Here is a 22984-nt window from a genome sequence, read left to right as displayed (position 1 = left end):
ATTAACCTTACGAGTCTTTAACTTGGTGACTAATCGCACTACGCTCGAATGTAAGCTTGGTTACATCATTGACGCGAAGTACAACGGTGTCGTCTGTCAACTCCAAGATCGTACCATGCAAACCGCCGATTGTTACAATCTTATCGCCCTTTTGCAAAGCATTCAGCATGTTATTGCGTGTATTTTGTTTTTTCTTTTGCGGACGAATAAGCAAGAAATAAAATACCGCAAACATAATAATCAAAGGCACAATAAAGGATAGCAATTGGCCAGATGTCGATGGCGCTGCTGCACCTTCTGCAATTTGAAACATGTTCTTATCCTCCTTCCATTTATCTCCTGATTAATTTAAAATCCTTTGTCATTGCCAAACAGACCATACTGTTCGAAGAACTCATCCCTGAAATCCAGCAGTCTATCGTCCATAATCGCCTGCCGCACTTTCTTCATCAGATTAAGCAGAAAATGCAGATTGTGATATGTAGTTAACCGCAATCCAAATGTCTCATCACTCTTAATTAAGTGACGTAGATATGCCCTGGAATAGTTCCGGCATGTATAGCAGTCACACTCAGGATCCAATGGTCCAAAATCTCTGGCATACTGGGCATTGCGAACAACCAGTCTTCCCTGGCTCGTCATTGTTGTTCCGTTGCGGGCAATCCGAGTCGGCAGTACACAGTCGAACATATCGACACCACGTATTGCTCCCTCGATCAATGCATCCGGAGACCCAACACCCATCAGGTACCGAGGCTTGTCTGCTGGCAAGAGTGGAACCGTGTAATCCAGAACCTCATACATGAGATGCTTAGGCTCGCCTACACTCAGTCCACCAATAGCATACCCCGGGAAATCGAGCGAAGTCAAATCCCGCGCGCTCTGCTTGCGCAGGTCTTCATACATGCCCCCCTGTACGATCGCGAACAGCCCTTGATCGTGTGGCCGAGCATGGCTCTTCAGGCAACGCTCTGCCCATCTCGTCGTCCGTTCCATCGACTTCTTCACATAGTCATAATCTGCAGGATAAGGGGCGCATTCATCAAATGCCATCATAATATCCGAGCCAAGGGCGTTCTGAATTTCCATAGCAACTTCAGGCGATAAGAACAGCTTGTCACCATTCAGATGGGAGCGGAAATGAACGCCCTCCTCAGAAATCTTCCGCATCTCGCTTAGAGAGAATACTTGAAATCCGCCGCTATCGGTTAGAATCGCCCGATCCCAGTTCATGAATTTATGAAGTCCGCCAGCTTCGCGGACAATCTCATGACCCGGACGCAGGAACAAATGGTAGGTGTTGCTGAGAATAATCTTCGCTTCCATCTCCTTCAGTTCTTCCGGACTCATTGTCTTGACCGTAGCCAAGGTGCCTACCGGCATGAAGATCGGAGTCTCGAAGCTTCCGTGCGGAGTATGCACGATCCCGAGCCTTGCTCCGGATTGTTTACAAGTTTTGATATGTTCATAAGTAATTGCAGCTGTCACGTTCTTCCCTCATTCCGTAGACCTAATAAATAAACATCGCATCGCCAAAGCTGAAGAAACGGTATTTCTGCTCAATCGCTTCCTGATAAGCATTTAATATATTCTCTCGCCCAGCTAATGCACTAACTAACATCACCAGCGTAGATTTCGGTAAATGGAAGTTAGTAATCAAAGCATCGACCAGCTTGTACTTATACCCGGGATAAATGAAAATCCCCGTCCAGCCACTACTCTTCACGATTGGACCATCGCCGCACTCCTGTGCTACAGTCTCCAACGTCCGAGCTGATGTCGTACCTACAGCGACAACTCTTCCGCCCCGCTGCTTTGTAGCATTCAGCAAATCAGCCGTCTCCTGTGGCAGGACATAATATTCCTCATGCATCACGTGATCCTCTATGCGGTCAACGGATACCGGACGAAAAGTGCCGAGCCCGACATGCAGCGTAACAAAAGCGATGTCTACCCCTTTATTGCGTATCTGCTCCAGCAGTTCCTCCGTGAAATGCAATCCCGCCGTTGGCGCCGCCGCAGACCCTTCGTGCTTGGAATAGACCGTCTGATAACGCTCTTGATCGTCTAATCTTTCCTTGATATAAGGAGGCAGCGGCATCTGTCCCAACCGGTCGAGAATTTCATTGAATATTCCTTGGTAAGAGAAGCGCAGCACTCTGCCACCCATCTCTCCTTCCGATTCAATAACCGCCTTGAGCTCATCACTGAAGACGATGACCGATCCAGTCTTCAGCTTCTTGCCAGGTTTCACTAATGCTTCCCAGCTGTCATTTCCCAAATTCTTGAGCAGCAGTACTTCCGCCTTAGCTCCTGTATCTTCTTTGACACCGAAGAGACGAGCCGGAAGCACTCTTGTATCATTCAGTACAAGAGTATCCCCGGGCTGTAAATACTGGATAATCTCCGAGAAATGATGATGCCTGACGCTTCCACTGCGCTTATCCAGCGTTAGCAAGCGCGAAGCGCTCCGATCCGCCAAAGGGGTCTGAGCGATCAGCTCTTCCGGAAGCTCAAAGTCGTACATATTTATATCCATATCTTGTTCATTCCTTAACGATAGTTACATTTTGGTAGTAGTGTTGCAAAATCTCTTGGTATTCATACCCGGCATCCGCCATTCCCTTAGCTCCCCACTGGGATAGTCCAAGGCCATGCCCGTTGCCGCGTCCTACAAAGAGGAACTGATTGGATTGGTCAACCACACGAGCAACCCCGTCTCCATCCATAACGACCATATTGCCGCCGCTCCAGGTTTTCTGACCGGAAGCCGTTAGAACAGGTGTGCCGGAAGCTGCTGTACCGCTAGTAGTCGCTCCTGAAGCACCCAGTACAGTATACCTTCCCGTTGCCTTAATATCAAACAGGGTGCTTGGCAAGCCACCTAATGCGGAACGGAAGGCATCCGGGTACTTCACATCGAGAATCTGCCCGTTCGCTTTGATCTGCGTGACCCGACCCGAAGGTCCTCTCTGTGTAACCTCCATATTATAGATCGACGACGGAGCCGGCGTAGAGGTCTTGCCGCTTAGAGACTTCACTAATTGATCCGATGTAAATGGACCGCGAATCCATGCATAGGTGCTAGATTCATCGACTTTATCGAGCACGATAGCTTCATCGCCAAGGTTCAGCTTAGCCACAGGATCAACGTCGGATTGAATCTGTGGTAGAGGCCGGACCGCTACGGAGCTAGTCGTTACACTCAGCTTCTTCAAGCCAGCGTCTGTAGTCCCGCCAGTCAATTTTGTATTATCCTCACGTACGTATCCCGTCTTACCGTTAGGCAGCAGAACATAGTACCACGACTTCAGCGCAGCCTGTGCCGCCTTGTCCCATTCGCTGTTCACGCTTGAGAACGTCGGATTCACACTGCTCCACACCTCGGAAGAATCAGCCGACACACCGCCGCTGTTGGATGAGAATATGGCCTCGACAATTTTACCATTAGACTTGATAACTTCACCCGCGGTGCTATCAACTGCTTCGATGATGCTGTCTTTCTCGTTATCCACACCGTTATATACTTGACTCAGAGTCGTATCGATGAGCCCGGCGACCTTGAACCGATTCGTCGAGGCTGAATAGAGGGCATAGCTGCGCGCAGCAACGGCTTGTGCCTTCAAGGATTCCTGTGGCCAGGATGCCGGAACTTCCCCGGAAACTACCGAATACAAATATTTCTCGAGCGGAAGTTCATTGACAAGGGCGAGTTGACCGTTAAGCTGGCTAATCTCAAAACTCCCTCGATAATTGCGCCCCGATCTTTCGACGACCTGGGTTGCAATCATATCATCTCCATTAACAATCAGCTTGCTATCCGTCCCTCTCAGCTCGTAATGATCCACCGGGGACGGCGAATTGAGATTAAGCGTTACGTCCTGTTGCACGATCACTCCTGGCTCGGAATCGTCAACCTGTGACCAGGAAGCCTGCGGCAATGAACCTCGCACCGCTGATAGTTCAGACTCGCTTGCTGCTCCACCAGCCCATACTGTATATTGCTGCTGTCCAATCAAGACGAGATAGGCATCCACACCGGCAGCAGACACAGATTTTCTTAGAGCTTCTGCTTCTGACTTGCTGCCAAGGACCCCTGCTGAATAATAATAGCCCCCTTTGACAGAAGGGGCTTGTCCGCTAATAACCCCAGACAGACTGCCGGATACTCGGCTTACCGCTTTCTTAGCTTCTGCCGCACTCGCATAAGGCCCAGTATAAATTTGATAGACTGTGCCCCCCGACTGTTCTACAGCATAAGCCACAGGACGGTCTGCCGTACCCTGTAGCTTTTTAACAGCTGCGGCAATCGATTTCCAATCGGAGCTCTCCGCCGCTTTAATTCTATTGCTTCCTGCGCTGAAACGTACAGTTTGGCCGGAATCCAGTGTAAGCAATGAGTTATTGCCGCCAAAGGAAGTCTGAAGCACCAAATCCATCGCGGATCCTGGTTTCAAGGTCACTGCCGGCACTGTTAATTTATAGGTACTGCCAAGATCAAGGAACATCGCAACGCGTACGCGATCCCCCGACCAATCATCAGCAGATACGGGCGCAGATACAGGAAGCTGTAGAGCCCCTGCCAGCAAAACTCCTGCTAATATCCCCTTTCCCCACTTTAGCAGCTTGAACGTTGTCTTCTTCTCCTTCACTTGTTCGCTCCTCCTTCATGTTGTCTTTTTATTGTAATGTCAATAATTGCTTCATACGCAAAGTTGCAAATATACACTTATATCCTAAAAGCCTGCATGAAATGAAGAAATAGCTGCACAGGTGCAACTATTTCCTGACTAAAGCCTCGATCGTCAGAAAATCGATCCAAATAGTTGTATAAAATGCAGTTATCTTCCCTGTTTAGGGTACAAAGGCTACTTTTAGGTGCAAATAAGCACTTATTATTTGTATTCGGCCCTCAAGGGAGGGGAGCCGGGCTTTAGCCCCTATCTTCTGGATAAGGGATTCCCAAGTGATTGTAAGCAGCAGCCGTTACAATTCTGCCGCGCGGTGTCCGCTGTAAATAACCGATTTGCAGCAGATAAGGCTCATAGACATCCTCGATCGTCTGGCTCTCTTCGCCGATTGTTGCTGCGATCGTATCCAGTCCAACGGGGCCGCCCCGGAAGCCGGTGATCATCGCATTGAGCATTTTATGGTCGATCATATCCAGCCCCTTCGGATCCACCTGCAGCATCTGCAGCGCTTCTCCGGCAACTGCCTCCGTAATCATTCCATCACCGCGAACCTGGGCATAGTCGCGCACTCGCTTCAGCAGGCGATTGGCAATTCTTGGCGTCCCGCGCGAACGTAGAGCAATTTCATCAGCCGCATCGCCAACAATCTGTATACCGAAAATATCCGCACCACGGGATACGATATAGCTCAGTTCTTCCATCGTATAGAACTCGAGTCGACTGACGATGCCGAACCGATCCCTGAGCGGAGCAGACAACAGTCCAGCCCGGGTTGTAGCCCCTACTAATGTAAAAGGTGGCAAGTCGAGTCGTACAGAACGTGCGCTTGGTCCCTTACCGATCATAATATCCAGCGCCGAGTCCTCCATCGCCGGATATAGGACCTCTTCGACAGTCCGATGCAGACGATGAATCTCGTCAATGAACAGGACATCGCCCTCTTGTAGATTGGTCAGCAAAGCCGCCAAATCTCCAGGCCGCTCAATCGCAGGCCCTGAGGTCGTACGCAGATTTACGCCAAGCTCATTGGCAACAATGTTAGCTAGTGTCGTCTTCCCGAGTCCTGGCGGGCCATACAGCAGCACATGATCCAACGCCTCTTTGCGCATTTTCGCCGCTTCAATATAAATCTTCAGGTTCTCCTTGATCTGATTCTGTCCAATATATTCAGACAAGTAGCGGGGCCGAAGGCTCAGCTCCTCCACTTGATCCTCCATCATTAAATTCGCGGAAATGATTCGATCCTCCATCGCTCTCCCACTCTCCTTCTATCCTGTCGCCTGTTAACCTGCGTACAGCAGCTTGAGGGCTTTCTTCATTAACGAATCAACCTCTTCATCCGGCTTCAATTGATCTTTCAATTTCGCCCAGACCCGGTCAAGCTCCGCATCTGTATAGCCCAGCGCCTTCAGAGCTTCTCTAGCCTCCGGCCAGCCTGGTGTGACATTGACATCATCCAGCTCAGACACATCCGCCGAGATTGGATTGAACAGAGTCGCCCCTCCCAGACCTTCAAGCTTATCCTTGAGATCCAGAATCATCCGCTGTGCCGTCTTCTTACCGATTCCCGGTAGCTTGGTCAAGAAAGCGATGTTCTCGTTATGAATCGCAGCAATCACTCCATCCGGATTGCCGCCGCTAAGAATACCAAGCGCTACGCGCGGACCGATTCCCGATACCTCGATCAGCTTGCGGAACAGCCGCTGCTCCTCCCGAGTCGGAAATCCGAACAGCAGCTGGGCATCCTCCCTGACATGATGGTGAATGTACACCGTAATCGCATCCTGCCCTTTGGCTGGGAATACGTACGGGTTCGGACAGAACACACGGTATCCCACGCCCTGTACGTCAAGCACAATATATTCCGTCTCTACATAAGCAACCTGGCCTCGCAAAAAATCGATCATGACCTCAATACCTCATTTAACTTGGAATTTAAAGTGTATGAATGCGCGTGGCAAATAGCAATCGCCAATGCGTCGGCCACATCATCAGGCTTCGGAATCGCCTTCAGTTTCAGGAACATCCGGGTCATCTCCTGCACCTGGCGCTTCTCCGCCTTCCCGTATCCGACGATGGCCTGCTTGACCTGCATCGGCGTATATTCGGCAACTGGCAGTCCCTTCTGGACCGCAGCAAGCACAAGTACGCCCCTCGCCTGTGCGACCGTCATCGCCGTCGTTACGTTGCGGTTGAAGAACAGCTTCTCAAGTGCAACCGCATCAGGTTTATATTTCTCGATTAACTGAACCATGCCTTCATATACATAGAGCAGCCTATCTTCCTCCGGCGTATGGGCCTTAGTCTCAATGCACCCATACTGAACCGGTGTACATTTGCTGCCCTCCTTATCGATAAATCCGAACCCGACAATCGCAATTCCCGGGTCTATCCCCAATATTCGCAAATACAATCTCTCCCTAATATCCACTTTTGATAAGAAAACCTCTAACGAGGCCATTCAATGATGAGCGACCGCGTCACAAAGGTTGGTTTTCTTACGATATAGAAATTTCATCAGCTACGCTGATAACTTATAAATTCTATATCTAACACGAAGTAACTCAAGGAAGTGAATTCGACATCGAATCTTGAATTCAGCGGGCCTAAGCAAATGCTTACGAAGTCATGTTCCCTACGGAAACATCTAAGGTCACGTACAAACTACGTACGCTCCGCTCCTCTGGCCCTAGCTTCATCCAACCTTCTTCGTGCTGAAAACTGGACCTTTGAACTCGAATTTTCAAGCCTTTATATCAAGAATTCTTCCAGTAACCTTCCAAATTCCGCTTCCCCAAGCCGGGAAGAACGCATGTCCGATAAGCGAACATATGTATTCACTTCATTATAACAAAAGATTTCTACCCTTGCGGAAAAAGTTTGAGGGAATAACAAAAGGAGCTATCCCAAGTAGATATCACTACTTATGGAATAGCTCCCGGTCTGGCCTTGTTCTTATTTATGCTGTTTCAGTGCTTCCTGCGATACTTCCACCGCAAAATCACTGAAGGTTGATAGCACACTGTTATATTCATCGACATCCTGCACGCGGATTCCTTGCTGCAATTGTCTCACTACATCTTCAGGCAGCACACTCTCCATCGTCTCTACATCCAATTGAAAAAAAGTACGCAGTACCTTCTCTTCCTTGGGCGGTCCTTCAAATAAGCTCAAATTTCCATCTTTATCGATGCCCATATACCCTGATCGCTGACATTCCTCGGATAGTCCCACGATATGCTCCTCCAGCCAGACTTCGCCGAGCGAATCTACCCGTCCTGTCCATTCCGGATGCTCCTTGGCCAACACTTCGATTTCCTTCGCATCCATAATGCCGAGTACAGAGCGTTCCTCGCCACAGGTATATATTTTATTTAAATGGACGATACGAGCTCGCTTCCGATCCTGAAGTCCCTTCACCCAATCAGCGGATGGCGGTCCAGCATGATCCTCGGCATAGCTGCGCAGCTTGCCTAGCGTCTCAAGCGCAAGCGGCTCACCGGTCATCAGCTTCTCAAGCTGACCGGACAACTGCAATCCCATCCATGCCATTGCCGTAACCACGGCGCAAGCACTAAAGGTCCAAATCGCACGTCTCCATCTTTTCCAACGTCTTCTCCATTGCTTTTTTGTACGGAATATATTCACGATGATCCCCTTCTATCGACCTTTTTGAACATGCACTAATATTGTGACCGATAGAATCAGGAAATATACGGCGTTACCACTCTGTACACTCTTCTGTGAACACAAAAAAACAGCCATTCGCAAATGACTGTTCATGATCGGGACGACACGATTTGAACATGCGACCCCCTGGTCCCAAACCAGGTGCTCTACCAAGCTGAGCTACGTCCCGAAGTAAAAAACCTGACAAAGAAGATAATAGCACATCTAGCTTGGTATATCAAGAATAAATAGATTTAAATAGAGAAAGGGGAATAATCACTCATTATGCCCCTGTCATAGCCACCCAATGTCCTTGAGAGACCTCTACTAATCTGGAATGCTCGAGTTGATACTTGTCCGCCTCAGAATAATCATGGAGGGCCGATCTCGTCTTCTTCGCTTCTATCTTCGGATCAGGCACCGGTATCGCTTTGAATAACGACTTGGTATATTCATGCTGGGGATTGGCATAGAGTTCCTCGCTCTCGGCGAGTTCCACGATCTTGCCCATATACATTACAGCTACTCGATCACTGATATGCTTCACCATAGAGAGATCATGCGCAATGAACAGATAGGTTAGTCCAAGCTGCTGCTGCAGCTCTTCCAACAGCTTGACGACCTGTGACTGGATCGATACATCAAGCGCAGAGAGCGGCTCATCGCAGACGATGAACTTCGGTTCAACCGCAAGCGCGCGAGCTATTCCAATCCTCTGTCTCTGACCCCCCGAGAACTCGTGAGGATACCGCATGGCGAAGGATGGATCCAGTCCTACCATATCAAGCAGTTCCTCAACTCGCTTCTTCCGTTCCTCCTTGCTGTCGACAAGACGATGGACATCGAGCGCTTCTCCGATAATATCAAGCACCTTGAAGCGAGGATTCAGGGAGGCATATGGGTCCTGGAAGATCATCTGCATGTAGCGACGCATCGTCTTCATCTCTGCTGAAGTTAGACGGTTCACCGCCATTCCCTGATATAATACCTCTCCCCCTGTCGGCTGATGAAGGCGAAGAATTGCCCGGCCGGTCGTCGATTTGCCGCTGCCTGACTCACCGACAAGTCCCAGCGTCTCTCCTTCACGGATATGGAAGCTGATATCATCGACGGCCTTCAATATATTGCCTTTACCCAAATCAAAATGCTGTCTCAGCGATCTAACCTCAAGCAGCGGACTTGCACTATCCGAGTTCGTCATGATAAGAGGCGATGGCTTCGCCTTCTTCTTCTCGTCCAGTCTTGGCAACGCATTTAACAGCTTCAATGTATACGGGTGAGATGGCTTCTCGAAGATTTCCTCGGTCGTGCCGCTCTCTACAATTGATCCTTCCTTCATAACGACGACACGATCGCACATCCCGGCGACTACCCCAAGGTCATGTGTAATTAAAATGATCGAGGTACCGAATTTCTCTTGAATATTCTTCATAAGACTCAAAATTTGGGCCTGAATCGTCACATCAAGTGCCGTTGTCGGTTCATCGGCAATCAGCAGAGCAGGACGGCATGCCAGGGCAATGGCGATCATAACCCGCTGACGCATCCCGCCGGAGAATTCATGCGGATATTGATTATACCTGACTTCACTATTGCGGATCCCTACCAGCTTAAGCATCTCTAGAGCCTGCTGCTTCGCTTCCTTCTTCGATAGTTGCTGATGCTTAATCAGACTCTCTGAGATCTGTTTTCCGATTTTGATGGTCGGATTTAAGGAAGTCATTGGGTCTTGGAAGATCATGCCGATATCACGGCCGCGAATGCTCTCCATCTCTTTCTCCGAATAATCGGCCAGATTTTTGCCCAGAAAAGTAATCTCTCCTGCTTTCATATATGAAGGCGGCGAAGGCAGTAAACGCATAATCGAACGAGCCGTTACGCTCTTCCCGCTGCCGGATTCCCCTACAATCCCCAGGGTCTCTCCCTTTCTAACCTCGAAGCTTACCCCGCGGACCGCTTCAACTTCTTGTTCACGTGTCTGAAAGGAAACCGTTAAACCCTTCACTTGTAATATAGTTTCCACATTAATCACACCTGTCTAGTATGTATTTCGTTAAATCTATCATTTCGAGTGTTGACATAAAAAACAACCTACCATAATATATACTATATCCATCGGAATAATGCAAATTGATACATCAGGAGGGGAACTGTTGTGGAAGTTTCTAGAGTGACCAAAGAACGAACTAGAGAATCGCATTTTACCCATTACATAAGTAACACCTATGCCAAAATGCTGCGGAATCCTTCCTATAAATATTTTTTACTGATCCTGGGAGCGCCTGTAAATCTCACTGTTCTACTATTTCACTTATCATGCCGAAAGAATGACGTCTATCACACCCTACTTGAAGAGACGCATCACGAATTACTTGAATCCGGTTATATGGAGCAACTAATAGAAGAGACGCGAGATCAGCTGCTAAGTAAACAACAATTCTTCAAACAGAACATAAGCACAGAGCAGACGGAACGCGAGGCCCATAAAATAGCCAAGGCCAGATTTCAGGAGGAGCTGACCGAGAGCACGAATCGCAAGCTGCTGCTTAACGGACAACAGAGATTAAGCTATGCCGAGACTTTTGCCTCGTGTATTCAGAACCGTGCCTTTCTGCTCCTCTCATTCATTCCTGGGATTCTTATGTATCTGCTGATCTTTCTCTATAGCAGCCCTTATGTGAAATATGTGTTTGAGAGATTGCTTATGAGTCTGCTCGTCATTATGGGCGTATCGGTGCTCGTCTTTACGATTCTGCATTTGTCACCGATGAATCCGGCAGCGAATATTCTCGGAGAGACGGCTACGGAGGATCAGATCGCTAACTTTAATAGAATCTATGGACTTGACCAGTCCTATCTATCCCAGCTATGGAACAACATCAAGGGGATCGCCACCTTCGATCTGGGGAAATCGTTCGCCGGCAATGAGCAGGTGACCGCGACAATCGCCAGGAAGTTTCCAATTACCTTTACGCTGACGATGATCTCCCTGCTAATGTCCATGATCATCGCCATTCCCGTGGGGATTATATCCGCGATGAAGCGCAATTCCTTCTGGGATTATACGTTTATGTTTATTGCCCTGATCGGCTTGTCCATTCCAAGCTTTTGGCAGGGACTCATCTTCATATTGAATTTCTCGATCAAGCTGCACTGGCTGCCGGCCACGTATAATCCGCAGAACTGGCTGTCGATCATCATGCCGACGATCGTGCTGGGAACCGGGCTTACTGCCTCCGTTGCCAGAATGACCCGTTCTTCCACCCTGGAGGTCATCAATGAAGATTACATTATTACAGCCAAGGCCAAAGGGCTGAGCAAGCGTCAAGTGCTCTGGAGACATGCGGTCCGCAATGCGATGATCCCGATTATTACCGTCATCGGCTTGCAATTTGGCGGGATGCTGGGCGGATCGGCAGTCACCGAGAAGGTATTTAATATTAGCGGGATCGGCAGTTATATCGTAGATAAGCAATTTATCCCTGATATCCCGAGCATTATGGGCGGGGTTGTCTATACCGCAATTACGATATCACTGATCAACGTTATTATCGATATTCTGTATGCCTTTTTCGATCCAAGAATCCGAACCAGAATGAAACAATATTAAAGCAGGTGTAAATATGATCAAGACGAACTTGAAAACTTCCGAGGAATACAGCAAAGCAATCTTCGCTCTGGTGGGCTCCCTTGCCTTATCCGTACTGCTGCTATTGAACAGCTACAATTTCTCAGCACAGACCGTTAAGCCATATGTCTTTGCCGCTTTTGTTGCGTATGGGCTGTTCACTATCATACAGACGGTCATTACCCTGCTGATCAGGAGAGATATTCTCCTATACGGAGAGATTAGAAGCTTCACGCGTACACTCGGCTATGTACAAATGGCTAGTATTGTAACAGGGAATCTATTCACGGTCACTTCAGCTTTTTATCTCGTGAAGAAGCAGAGGACCCCGGAATATGCCCTGGCTGTGTATACATTACTTACAGGTATCTTTGTCATTGCGGTATCGGCGCTCAATCTGTTCAAGCCATATGTATCAGATACATTCCTGCCAGCGATGTTCATTCTAGTGATCGTGAGTATATTTCATCTCATCGCATTGCTGCTTGTGGCGAAATATATACGTGGTCACCAACCCATTGCCTCGCGGATGTCAGGCGTTGCTTATCTGCTAATCCTGACCACCGCTACCGGCAATCTATTTGCTCTACTGCTCGGCATCAATCTGCTGCTAAAGATCCGCAGCCAAGGTAATCCCGCCTCCGCAAAGTGGGAGGATATCTGGGAGAAAATTACGAGAAATACGGCGGCGATGATCGGCTTCTTCTTTATCATTTTCCTGTTCTCGATATCGATCTGTAGCCTATTCACCTTCGATTACGCGATGGCAACCGAGAATAACTACAGCGCTATATTGCAGCATCCGAGTCTTGCTTATCCGCTTGGTACGGACAATTTCGGCAGATGTCTATTCTCGCGTATCATATTCGGCGCACGTACTTCCCTCATTGTTGGACTGATCTCTACAGCGATTCCTCTCGTTATCGGCGGTATCCTTGGAGCGGTATCCGGCTATTATGGGCGGCGCACCGACAATATCATCATGCGACTGCTTGATATTCTATATGCGATTCCCGGGGTTCTTCTAGCGATTGCGATTATAGCCGCCTTCGGCGCCAACACCATTAACCTGATCCTGGCGCTAAGCATTGGCTCCATTCCTACTTACGCCAGGACGATGCGGGCCAACGTACTGTTGGTCTCTACCTTCGAATATGTAGATGCTGCCCGAGCTTTCGGATCCAAAGATGCCGCAATCATCTTCAAGCATATCGTTCCGAACTCGCTCGCACCCATGATTGTTAAGGCGACCTTAACGATCGGCGCAGCGGTGATCTCTACAAGCAGTCTTAGCTTCCTTGGCCTCGGCGTAGAGCCGCATATCCCGGAATGGGGAAATATTCTGAAGCTGGGCAGCACTTACTTGGAGACAAATTCTTACTTGGCTATTTATCCCGGGCTGGCCATCATCGCTCTCGTTCTCTCTTTTAACTTTCTTGGAGACGGGCTTCGCGATGCACTGGATCCTAAATTAGGCTAGCTTCATATCTTTACCTAACATGTAGTTTTTAATTTGCGATTGCCTTCATTTTCATCAGCTATGCGGAGACTCGCCTCTCATTTGCCGTATGAGAATGAATCAATATATATAACAACAATTCAGGAGGGAACTATTCATGAAAAAATCTTCTTTGCTTGCACTACTGCTTACGTTTGTGCTTGTGGCGAGCGGTTGCTCCGTAAAAACCAAGACGGATGTAGCAAGTAATCCAGATAACTCTGGAACAACACCTGTCCAGAACAATACCCCGGTGGATATTGAAGTGCTTAGTATGAGTTCAAATGAATCAGATATTAATATTATTCGCGACCAATTAACGAAGAATGGCTTCAATGTGAAGCTGAACATTCAACCAGACTACGGCAGCTTCAAGGCACAGGAGGATGCGGGTAACTTCGATATCGCCCTGTCCAGCTGGACAACCGTTACCGGGAATCCCGATTATGCAGTTAGATCGCTGTTCAAGACCGGCGGCGACTACAGCATTATCTCTGATCCTGAACTGGACAAGCTGATCGATGAAGCAGCTGCCCAGACGCCGGATCAATACACAGAGACCTACAAGCAATTGGAACAGCATCTCGTATTTGACAAAGCTTATATTGCTCCGCTCTATATTTCCCTGAAGAGCCAGGCAGTGAACAAGGATGTGCTGAACCCGGATACTGTCCGACTCTCCAAATCCCGTTCCCTGGCTTGGGAAACCATTGATTTCAACGATACATCCAAACGGGACAAGGAGCCGCTTATTCTGACGCAATCTGCTTCAGTCCTGACATCCCTGGACCCGATCAAAGGCAATGACGGATCGATTAACCAGCTTAACACAAATATGTATGTACGCCTGATCAATCTGACGGATGATGACAAAATTACGTCTGACGGCTCTCTATCCTATAATCACAGCATTGCAGAAGGCAATACGGAATATTACTTCATCCTTAGAGACGATATTAACTTTGCCAAGATCGATAACAAAAAGGCTGTCGACACTGGTGAGCGCGTAGGTGCGGATGACGTCATCTTCTCCCTCGACCGGGCCAAGGATAAAAATTCGGTACCAGATCACCGGACATACAGCCTGCATGAGCATATTAAAACCGTTGAGACCGTTACTGACCTGGCCGCTCTGGACAATGTGAAGCAATCTTCGGGCAGCGGTACAATTAAGGAAGCGCTGGAAGCTGGACTCGATACGAAGATTAAAGAACTTGTAGCTGACAAGAACCAAGCAGACAACAAAGCAGGTAAATATCAAGTTGTGAAGCTGACAACGACTGAGCCTTTCCCGCAAGTGCTGAATTACTTGGCCCACCAGTCTGCCGGGATCGTCTCCAAGAAGCAAGTAGAGAGCATCAATACTTATGATGTTGCCAAGTTCGATGTTAATAAGGATATTCCTTACGGGGATCAGAACACCGTTACAGAAGGAAGCAAATACAACAATACTTTGTATGCCAGCGGACCCTATATTTTGTCTTACAAAAATGACTATGAAGGCATCTTCTACAAGAACCCTGGCTATCGGAAAGGTACAGAATCCGAACCTAAAATCTCAACTGTAAAAGTCCGCTTTATCGCTGATACCGATAGCGCCTTGTCCGCGCTGCGCAGCGGTGAGATCCAACTCTTCTACGGTATACCGGAGACGAAATATGATACGATTGAGAGCGATAGCAAGCTGAAGCTGCAAAGCATTGAGAGCAACGGCGTATCCTATCTGCTGTTCAATACGAGCAATCGTGATGTAGCCAAGAGCGATGATCTTAGAAAAGCCGTGCTCTACTCGATCAATCAGGATGAGTTCCTGCAATTCTATAACAACAAGAAGATCAAAGCGGTCTCGACCGTAAGTCCGATCGTCAAGACCGGCAATGAACTGACGGCTGATCCGGCTAAGGTGAAGGAATACCTTGATAAATACAATGCGGCAAAATAAGCATTAAATATTTCATCATTCACATCAAAAGAACCCTCGAATCCGCCATGCCATCATGGTAGATTTAAGGGTTCCTTATTTTAATTATAAAATTTCAAATAACGGTTCCTCGGGAATAAAATGAACAGGTATATCAGGTAGCTTCGTCTGGAGCGATTCAGCTAAATATTTCATCCCCGGCGACTCACTCGCCGCATGTCCTAGGATCACGAGTGCCCTTGGTTTGTTCTGAGAGAGAGAATCCTTAACATATTCCGGTGTTTCCCATTCTGGCCCCTCGCCATATAGGATTAAATCGAGATTTTCCTGCTCAAATAGAGGAATCGCTGGATTCCCCCCGCCTCTATAGCCGACCAGAACTCCAATTCTCTCGCACGACATCGTGCGATCTCCGACGACACGCACTTGTCCCAAGCCGAGCTTGCTCTTAACATGAGCAGCTATTTCAGCAACCGTCATCCCCGGCAATCTGATAATTGCGGCAAATGAACTATATCCCTCCAGTTCATCTAACCAGCCCAATTCTCGTACCAAGCCGTAGGTTATTCCATCGGGCTGGGAGCGATGTATTCCATCATGATTGCGATAGATTGCAACTCCGCTCTGCCCGATCATTCTTTTCTTCTCACGTACTACGTCTGTTCCTGCGATCTGTTCCCCCGGTTGAAAATGACTATAATATAAACCTTCATGGGTGATCAGCAAATTGACTCCGAGGGACTTCGCCTTTTCAATAACATGCTGGCTGGCAATAAAAGCTGTGGCAATTCCCTTCACCGCTGCATCCGGGTTCCCATACTCGAGACCGTCGACACCATTCTCCGGCGAGCTTCCGCCAGAGTCTGTCAACAGCTCCAATATCTCTCGTATGCTTATACTCAATGGAATCGATACCCCCTGCTTCGTCTTATCTGTATATGTTGAACCTTATCATTGTATCGTTCTCTACAACCTATCATGCTCGGAGACAAATCACCATAGCCACTTCTATCGGAAGTTTATCCAAATCAAGCCCTGCCCAGCTATCCGTTTAGTTAACATCTAACACCGCCTTAAGAACATCAAAAGGCCGAGGATAACGAAGCAGCAGGACAGCTCAGTTGTACTTAACACTGAGCTGTCTGATGCTCTAGGCCTCCTCAGCCACTGTAATCAGGCTGACTTCACAGCTTGATGGTTATTCAGATTCATTCTGTCTTCTGCTTTTACAATAAAGAGTTTAACAGGTCCACATTCAATCCTGATGTGTTCGGAAGCACGATATCGGCGCCAGCTGCCTTCAATGCTTCTACTTCACCGATACCGACCGCCTTCATTCCTGCTGCTTTGATGGCTTCAACTCCGGCTGTTGCGTCCTCGATACCAACGCAATATTCCGGGTTTGCTCCAACCTCTTCGGCGCCGCGGAGGAACAGATCTGGCGCTGGTTTGCCGCGCTTCACGGAATCCGGATGAACGACATAGCGGAACAAGTTGTCGATCTCCAGCGAACGCAATATTTGCGGAGCATTCTTGCTAGCCGAAGCGATGACAGCCGGAATGCCTTGGGCATTCAGCTCAGTCAGCAATGATACGATACCTGGATAAGTGTCCGCTGGAGTCAGATTAACCAGCAATGAGACATAATGTTCATTCTTCTGCCTGGCCAGCTCCGCCTTCTCTTCCTCCGTATAATCGTTCTCCTTGCCGCCTAGTCGCAAGATTCGCTCCAGCGATTCGCCGCGGCTAATCCCCTTCAGCGTCTCGTTAAAGTCACGATCGAACGGAATTCCGATCGATTCGCCCAGCTGCTTCCAAGCTACATAATGGTATTCCGCAGTGTCGGTAATGACACCGTCAAGATCGAAAATAACTGCTTCCAGCTTCATACTCTCACTCCAACCCCTCTTGTTTATTTATAACCTTAAGGTATTTACATATTAAGTTCAATGAGTTTCTCTGTACTCGAGATCGTCTGTCCATTCCATTCTACAGTGACAGTCCAACCGGCATCATTGCGGATTTGTCCAGTTAGGACCCCATCTTGTTCTGTCAGAGACAGGTCAAATTCAGCATCGACGATAATCAGGCGCTCCAGGGTGCATGCTTTACCACTCCAAGCTGAAGGCATCTGTGGCCGCAATTTCAATTCCTGACGGGCAGCGAACGGTTCTACGCCGAAGAAATGCCGTATAAACGGTACGGCCAGTGCATAGATTGTCCAAGCCTGCACAACACAGCCATAATCCGGCGACATCTCAGAGAAGGAACCTGGAAGGACGCGTGAGAAGCTGCGGCGCATCCGGTTCAAGAGATCAAGCGCGGCATCGGCATTTCCGTTAGCTGCCTCAGCTACCGCATGTACACCGGTAGAGATCGTCATTGTACCTTGCTGGAATGTTCCGGACAAATACGTACCGTATTTACCGATAAATGTATCGTTACGCATATTATCCAGCGCTCTATGCGCCTTATCAGGCTCTGCAATTCCCGCTTCCATCGGGGTTACAATCACCCAGTTCTTATTCAGCAGCCAGCCGTGATCCGCCGAATCAGCAGTTCCTCTATTGGTAGCTTTAGCTAGTAGACCTTCTATATACTCGCGATAGCCGGTCACACCCTGCCCTTCGGCAAGCGAGACAAGGTAATCAATCTTCGGTGCTACATCGCTAACCGGTGCGACTGCATCGGCATACAAGCCTTCATCCTCTTGCCAGAATGAGCGATTGATCGAATCTATGCAGCGCGTTGCTAGCTCACTGTACTTGCTCTCCGCCGCAGCGTCCTGCAAATATGCGCTCATTTCAGCCATAGATTGCAGAGCTTTTGCCGTATAGACAGCGCTGTCGATGAGCTCCATATTCAGGCCAGCGATTTCAATAATGCCGTAACCGGAAGGGAATAGATCATGATCCGGGTCCATCTCCTCCAGCAGCCAATCGATGCCTTTCACACAATAAGCATAATGACGGCGCAGCAGTTCTTCATCCCCAGTCCAGCGGAATAAATCCCAGACAAAGGCGATATAGTGCGCTGTCTCCTGCGTATTGCCCGGGTTGGATACAGCCCCAAGTGTCGTCACTTCATGGATGAAGCGCCCATTGCCGTTAACCTCTTCGGATTTCTGCAGCAGCAAATTCAGTGTGTCTTTGGCAAGCTGCGGATCGCCAATCGCTAGCACACCTTGCAAGGAATAGGTATTGTCACAGCCGAACCACCAAGGATATGTCGGTCCGCCAGCAGTCAGAGCACGCCCGGTCCCATCTACCTTCTGGATCAGCCATTGGTTATTCCATTTTGCCCAGGTGAAGACATCGTTCCAGTCCGCTTCCCCCTCGATCGTAAGCTTGGCCCGATCCGCCACGGCATTGTATACCGCTTGCTTCTCAACGAGCAGCTCTTGATGATTCGCAGCAAGCTGACGGTATGAATCCGCACATTCTTCTGCGGACACATACGAACCAGCAACGAACAGATTGAAGCGGCGGCTCTCGCCAGCCGGGATCGTCAGCTCGGTTCGGAAGGCAATCCCGCAGCCCGCTCCGGCAGTGAATTCCGGACCATACAGCTCGGTTCCAACCTCCAATTGATCCCCCGGCAAATCCGTGCCAACTTGCACGAACCAGTCATTCTCAGGGTCGCGAACAAGCACTTCACGCGGATTCAACACGGTAGCTTGATCTCCAGCCCCCTTACGGACACCGACCTCATCTGAGTACCAAACCGCCCGCAGATCAGTGCGCGTGAACAGTTCTACCTTCAGATGAAGTTCCCCTTCTCCATAATGATGAAGCTCATATCCCGCCGTCATACCTTTAACTTGTTCAGGCGCAAACTGTGTACGCTCCATGGCTATAGGAATATAACTAAGGCCATGATCGTATTGGAACCGACTGCCCCACGGCTCGCTTGTAAATCCATCAGCCCGGGACCAGACGGAAATATTCCGTTTGGTATCGGTGAGCTTCAGCCAGAAGCCGTCGAGTAGTTTAATCGGATGCAGCCAGATCCCGCCCATTTCATTAGCCACATGATGGCCGAAATCCGGAAAGTACCCGTCTTGTGTGCCACAGATTTTGACGTATTCTCCGCCGTTATAATATAAATTGAATGGATGTTTGGTGTTAATGCCAGCTACCTTCACTTTCATCTCCTCCATCTAATAAGAGGTAATTCAAAAAGTCCTCTTTTGATCACGAAGCAACCTAGAAGTGTTCTCGGCATCGAATCTTGAATTCACCCGGGTCTTCCGGTGCTCACTTACCAACTACGTACGCTCCGCTCCTCTGACCCTAGCTTCATCCAACCTTCTCGGTACTGAAAACTGAACTTTTTGAACCTTACTTTTTGAGGTAATTCAAAAAGTCCTCTTTTGAACTCTCATTATAGGAACATGAACGCATTCAGCCGCATCAGCCTTTTACAGCCGAAGAAATCGAAATGCCTTCAATGAAATATTTTTGCGCAATAAAGAACAGAATCAATGCCGGCAGCATAATGAGAATCGTCGCAGCCATCAGCATGTTCCACTCGACATTATACATCCCTTTGAACATGGACAAGCCGAGTGCCAGCGTATACTTTTCATTGGAGTTCAAATAAATCAATGGCCCTTGGAAGTCGTTCCATACCCCCATAAAGGTGAAGATGGATACCGCAATCAGCGGAGCCTTCGAGAGTGGAGCCATAATCCGAATGAAAATTTGCCAACGGTTCGCTCCGTCTACAAATGCCGACTCATCCAGCTCGCGTGGAATACCGCGCATGAACTGACGAATCAGGAAGATGTTAAATGCTCCTCCACCAAGTCCGCCAAAAAATGCTGGCAGAATCAAAGGCAAAAAGGAATTCGTTAAGCCTACTTGTTTAAAGAGCAAGAAGGTTGGAATCAATGTTACTTGGCTTGGCAGCATCATTGTAGCCAGCAAGATCAGGAACAGGGTCTGCTTACCGCGGAAATTGAAGCGTGCAAATCCATAAGCACAAAGAGCACCTGTAAATACGGTCCCAATCATAACAGGAACGAGAATAATCAACGTATTGCGAAGGAACAAAAAGAACGGAATTGCACGAACTGCATCCGAATAGTTAGACCAGATCCATTTCTGTGGAAAGAAAGAATCGCCGAACACTTCAGCCGGTGTCTTTAATGATGTTGATACTGTCCACAGCAGCGGTACCAGTACAATGGCCGAGCCCGCGATCAGAATAAGAAGAGCGAGCCACTGGGATAGATTGAATTTTCTTAGTGAAGTTTGCATAGTAGGCCTCTCCCTTCCTTTTAGTCTCGATCATCGCCCTGGTAATATACCCAGAAGGACGAGCTGCGGATAACCAGAAGCGTGAATAATAGAATGATAATGAACAATATCCAGGAGAGTGCGGACGCGTAGCCCATATCGAATTCGATAAAGGCTTTGTTATACAAATACAGATTGTAGAACAAGGTTGAATTGAGCGGACCGCCATTTGTCATGACGAACGCCTGGGTAAAGTATTGGAATCCACCGATAATCCCCATAATCAGGTTGAAGAATATAGTCGGAGTAATCATTGGCAGAGTAATGCTGAAGAAACGACGGAATATACCGGCACCATCAAGCTCTCCGGCCTCATACAAGTCCTCAGGCACCCCTTGAAGACCAGATAGATAAATAATGATCGTGTTGCCGATTCCCCACAGACCCATAACAATCAGCGCGCCGAGCGCATAGTTCGGATCTTGGAGCCAAGCCGGACCTTGAATGCCGAACCAGCCTAACGCCTCGTTCAGAATTCCGTATTCCGGGTTGAAGATCATGACCCACATCATCGAAGTGGCAACAGCTGGAATTACAGACGGCATAAAGTAAATAAGACGGAAGAATTTCATTCCGCGTGAACGCATATTGAGCAGTACGGCGATCAGAATCGAAGCGACCTGGAACAGCGGTACAGATACCAATGCAAAAATAAAGGTAACTTTTAGAGATTGATAAAACAGTGGATCATGGAAAATGGCTTTAAAATTGTCCAGTCCTACATATTGAATAGATTCAACGCCGGTGATAACATCCCACTTGCTGAAGGATAGAATCAGCGAAAAGATCATCGGCCCAAGCGTGAAAATGACAAGTCCCAATAGCCACGGAAGAATAAACAAGTACCCCGCCCGATCCGATTTGGTATTATTCATGACATCCTCCTTGATGGAAGCGGGCGAGGCGCCTTATCGACACCTCACCCGCAGCGATTTTACTTAATTTTAGAATCCGCAGTTTTAGCCGCTTCATCAAGCGCGCTCTTCACATCCATCTTACCAACCAGAATTTTCTCAAGGGCTTGAGTAAATGCATCTTTGAAGATCGGACCGTTAGCAGAACGCATTGTTACCGGCTTGCGAGCATAGCTCATCATTTCAATGACTGGCTTATCTTTCTCTTCAGTTGCCTTAACTTCTTCAAGTTCAGCTGTAGTAGCTGGCAATACTAGACCGTCTTTGGAACGAAGCTTCTGAGCATCGGTACCAGACAACCATTTCATCAGTTCGAAAGCCTCTTCTTTATGCTTCGTCTTGGAGTTCATTGCCCAGCCTGCAGCAGCGATAATGCTTGCGCGGTCGCCGTCCGGACCTTTTGGAATCAGAGCGGAACCGTATTCAACATTCGATTTATCCAAGTCGGACTTGATCCAACGTCCTGTAACCATCATAGCCAGCTTGTCGGTCATGAACATGGAGGAGTCTCCACCCATTGTTTCCGTATCTTGTGGTGTTGGGGAAACTCTGTTCGGCCCCGTCGACAGGTCTACGTATTTCTGTATCGCACTTACTGTCTTTTCACTGTTCATGAAGCCCTCAGCTTTAGTACCTTCTTCGTTGGCAATGTCAGTTCCATATGCCCACAGATAAGTGTAGATTGGGTATTCCCAAGTTCCAGCGTTAAAGCCGAATTGCGTGTACTTGCCTTTCTCTTGCTTGGTCAGCTTCTGTGCTGTCGCGATCAAATCGTCCCAGGTCCATTCATCGCTAGGATAAGCAATGCCAGCTTCATCAAAGATACGCTTGTTATACCACAGAGCCAATGGATTGAAGTCCTTAGGCAAGTAGTACAGCTTGTCGTTGATGCGTTCCATATCGATCAGGTCCTGCTGATACATTTTCAGATCGAAGGAGGTATCCTTAGCGACATAATCGTCAAGCGGCTCAACTACGCCTTTATCTACATAAGAATAGAAATCGCCTTCGCCAATCAGGAATACGTCAGGAGCAGTACCACTAGCAAGCGAAGTAGTCAGCTTCGTTGCATAACCGTCGCCAGGCACTGGCTCAAATTTAACTTCGATATTAGGGTGAGAAGCATTAAATTCATCTGCCAGCTTCTGCTCGCTAGAGCTGCTGTTTACATCTCCCCAAGTGCTAAATGTAAGATGTACTTTCTCTTTACTGCCGCTATTACCAGCAGAGCTGTTGCCCGAATTTGCTGTGTTACCGCTTGTAGAACAAGCGGATAGGAGCAGAACTGAACTTAGCACTGCTGCAAGGGTAATCGACAATTTCTTTTTCATTTCAATGACCTCCCCAAATATTTACTTTATGA

18 protein-coding genes and 1 tRNA gene are annotated in these 22984 nt (G+C 48.2%); 3 read left to right on the top strand and 16 right to left on the bottom strand.

Annotation, left to right across the window (positions count from 1 at the left end; all coding sequences use genetic code 11):
• Nucleotides 1-7: 7 nt before the first annotated feature.
• From yajC to ABD014_RS05400, 10 genes are all read right to left on the bottom strand, one after another.
• Nucleotides 8-313, bottom strand: coding sequence for a preprotein translocase subunit YajC (yajC, locus tag ABD014_RS05445; RefSeq protein WP_343858462.1), 306 nt, complete (start codon nt 311-313; stop codon nt 8-10).
• A 35-nt stretch (nt 314-348) separates the two neighbouring features.
• Complete coding sequence (gene tgt / locus ABD014_RS05440; protein ID WP_127002098.1) at nt 349-1488, bottom strand: tRNA guanosine(34) transglycosylase Tgt; 1140 nt, start codon at nt 1486-1488, stop codon at nt 349-351.
• 22 nt (nt 1489-1510) lie between these two features.
• A complete protein-coding gene (gene queA / locus ABD014_RS05435) occupies nt 1511-2539 on the bottom strand; it encodes a tRNA preQ1(34) S-adenosylmethionine ribosyltransferase-isomerase QueA (protein ID WP_343858456.1) in 1029 nt (342 codons plus the stop codon).
• 7 nt (nt 2540-2546) lie between these two features.
• Complete coding sequence (locus ABD014_RS05430; protein ID WP_343858454.1) at nt 2547-4652, bottom strand: SpoIID/LytB domain-containing protein; 2106 nt, start codon at nt 4650-4652, stop codon at nt 2547-2549.
• A gap of 281 nt (nt 4653-4933) precedes the next feature.
• The gene (ruvB, locus tag ABD014_RS05425) at nt 4934-5941 is read right to left on the bottom strand and encodes a Holliday junction branch migration DNA helicase RuvB (protein ID WP_343858451.1); all 1008 of its coding nucleotides are present in this window, start codon (nt 5939-5941) and stop codon (nt 4934-4936) included.
• Between the two features lie 33 nt (nt 5942-5974).
• Nucleotides 5975-6598, bottom strand: coding sequence for a Holliday junction branch migration protein RuvA (ruvA, locus tag ABD014_RS05420; protein WP_127002104.1), 624 nt, complete (start codon nt 6596-6598; stop codon nt 5975-5977).
• Complete coding sequence (ruvC, locus tag ABD014_RS05415) at nt 6595-7098, bottom strand: crossover junction endodeoxyribonuclease RuvC (RefSeq protein WP_127004907.1); 504 nt, start codon at nt 7096-7098, stop codon at nt 6595-6597. Before ruvC ends, ruvA begins: the two co-directional genes overlap by 4 nt.
• Nucleotides 7099-7646: 548 nt before the next feature.
• Complete coding sequence (locus ABD014_RS05410; protein WP_343858443.1) at nt 7647-8339, bottom strand: BofC C-terminal domain-containing protein; 693 nt, start codon at nt 8337-8339, stop codon at nt 7647-7649.
• A 137-nt stretch (nt 8340-8476) separates the two neighbouring features.
• Nucleotides 8477-8550: transfer RNA gene (locus ABD014_RS05405), tRNA-Pro, on the bottom strand.
• Nucleotides 8551-8643: 93 nt separating this feature from the next.
• Complete coding sequence (locus tag ABD014_RS05400) at nt 8644-10383, bottom strand: ABC transporter ATP-binding protein (protein WP_343858441.1); 1740 nt, start codon at nt 10381-10383, stop codon at nt 8644-8646.
• A 210-nt stretch (nt 10384-10593) separates the two neighbouring features.
• Here ABD014_RS05400 and ABD014_RS05395 point away from each other — a divergent pair, with 210 nt between their 5' ends.
• The 3 genes from ABD014_RS05395 to ABD014_RS05385 all read left to right on the top strand — a co-directional run bounded on the left by ABD014_RS05395 (nt 10594) and on the right by ABD014_RS05385 (nt 15428).
• On the top strand, nt 10594-11970 hold the full coding sequence (locus tag ABD014_RS05395; RefSeq protein WP_343859683.1) for an ABC transporter permease: 1377 nt from the start codon (nt 10594-10596) through the stop codon (nt 11968-11970).
• A gap of 13 nt (nt 11971-11983) precedes the next feature.
• Nucleotides 11984-13468 carry an ABC transporter permease gene (locus ABD014_RS05390; RefSeq protein WP_343858437.1) on the top strand — a complete coding sequence of 495 codons (1485 nt, stop codon included), beginning with the start codon at nt 11984-11986 and terminating at the stop codon, nt 13466-13468.
• 136 nt (nt 13469-13604) lie between these two features.
• Nucleotides 13605-15428 carry an ABC transporter substrate-binding protein gene (locus ABD014_RS05385; protein ID WP_343858434.1) on the top strand — a complete coding sequence of 608 codons (1824 nt, stop codon included), beginning with the start codon at nt 13605-13607 and terminating at the stop codon, nt 15426-15428.
• Nucleotides 15429-15512: 84 nt separating this feature from the next.
• On the opposite strand, the gene ABD014_RS05380 is transcribed toward ABD014_RS05385, so the two are convergent.
• From ABD014_RS05380 to ABD014_RS05355, 6 genes are all read right to left on the bottom strand, one after another.
• On the bottom strand, nt 15513-16310 hold the full coding sequence (locus ABD014_RS05380) for a Nif3-like dinuclear metal center hexameric protein (RefSeq protein ID WP_343858431.1): 798 nt from the start codon (nt 16308-16310) through the stop codon (nt 15513-15515).
• Between the two features lie 323 nt (nt 16311-16633).
• Entirely contained in the window at nt 16634-17296 is a 663-nt protein-coding gene (gene pgmB, locus ABD014_RS05375; protein ID WP_343858428.1) for a beta-phosphoglucomutase, read from the bottom strand.
• Nucleotides 17297-17340: 44 nt separating this feature from the next.
• Nucleotides 17341-19551, bottom strand: coding sequence for an alpha-L-rhamnosidase-related protein (locus ABD014_RS05370; protein ID WP_343858425.1), 2211 nt, complete (start codon nt 19549-19551; stop codon nt 17341-17343).
• Nucleotides 19552-19819: 268 nt separating this feature from the next.
• Nucleotides 19820-20668, bottom strand: coding sequence for a carbohydrate ABC transporter permease (locus ABD014_RS05365; RefSeq protein ID WP_343858422.1), 849 nt, complete (start codon nt 20666-20668; stop codon nt 19820-19822).
• A gap of 20 nt (nt 20669-20688) precedes the next feature.
• A complete protein-coding gene (locus ABD014_RS05360) occupies nt 20689-21582 on the bottom strand; it encodes a carbohydrate ABC transporter permease (RefSeq protein WP_343858420.1) in 894 nt (297 codons plus the stop codon).
• 59 nt (nt 21583-21641) lie between these two features.
• Complete coding sequence (locus tag ABD014_RS05355; protein ID WP_343858417.1) at nt 21642-22952, bottom strand: ABC transporter substrate-binding protein; 1311 nt, start codon at nt 22950-22952, stop codon at nt 21642-21644.
• Nucleotides 22953-22984 lie beyond the last annotated feature (32 nt).

It is taken from the genome of Paenibacillus motobuensis, from assembly GCF_039521865.1.
Lineage (GTDB): Bacteria > Bacillota > Bacilli > Paenibacillales > Paenibacillaceae > Fontibacillus > Fontibacillus motobuensis.
Note: the sequence above shows the minus strand (reverse complement) of the source record. Positions and strands in the feature narration are given on the sequence as shown.

Bases quoted from the DNA above. Each gene is read 5' to 3' on its own strand.
- yajC (WP_343858462.1), bottom strand. From the start codon at position 313: ATGTTTCAAATTGCAGAAGGTGCAGCAGCGCCATCGACATCTGGCCAA.
- queA (WP_343858456.1), bottom strand. From the start codon at position 2,539: ATGGATATAAATATGTACGACTTTGAGCTTCCGGAAGAGCTGATCGCT.
- ruvB (WP_343858451.1), bottom strand. From the start codon at position 5,941: ATGGAGGATCGAATCATTTCCGCGAATTTAATGATGGAGGATCAAGTG.
- ruvA (WP_127002104.1), bottom strand. From the start codon at position 6,598: ATGATCGATTTTTTGCGAGGCCAGGTTGCTTATGTAGAGACGGAATAT.
- ABD014_RS05395 (WP_343859683.1), top strand. From the start codon at position 10,594: ATGCTGCGGAATCCTTCCTATAAATATTTTTTACTGATCCTGGGAGCG.
- ABD014_RS05390 (WP_343858437.1), top strand. From the start codon at position 11,984: ATGATCAAGACGAACTTGAAAACTTCCGAGGAATACAGCAAAGCAATC.
- ABD014_RS05385 (WP_343858434.1), top strand. From the start codon at position 13,605: ATGAAAAAATCTTCTTTGCTTGCACTACTGCTTACGTTTGTGCTTGTG.
- pgmB (WP_343858428.1), bottom strand. From the start codon at position 17,296: ATGAAGCTGGAAGCAGTTATTTTCGATCTTGACGGTGTCATTACCGAC.
- ABD014_RS05365 (WP_343858422.1), bottom strand. From the start codon at position 20,668: ATGCAAACTTCACTAAGAAAATTCAATCTATCCCAGTGGCTCGCTCTT.
- ABD014_RS05360 (WP_343858420.1), bottom strand. From the start codon at position 21,582: ATGAATAATACCAAATCGGATCGGGCGGGGTACTTGTTTATTCTTCCG.
- ABD014_RS05355 (WP_343858417.1), bottom strand. From the start codon at position 22,952: ATGAAAAAGAAATTGTCGATTACCCTTGCAGCAGTGCTAAGTTCAGTT.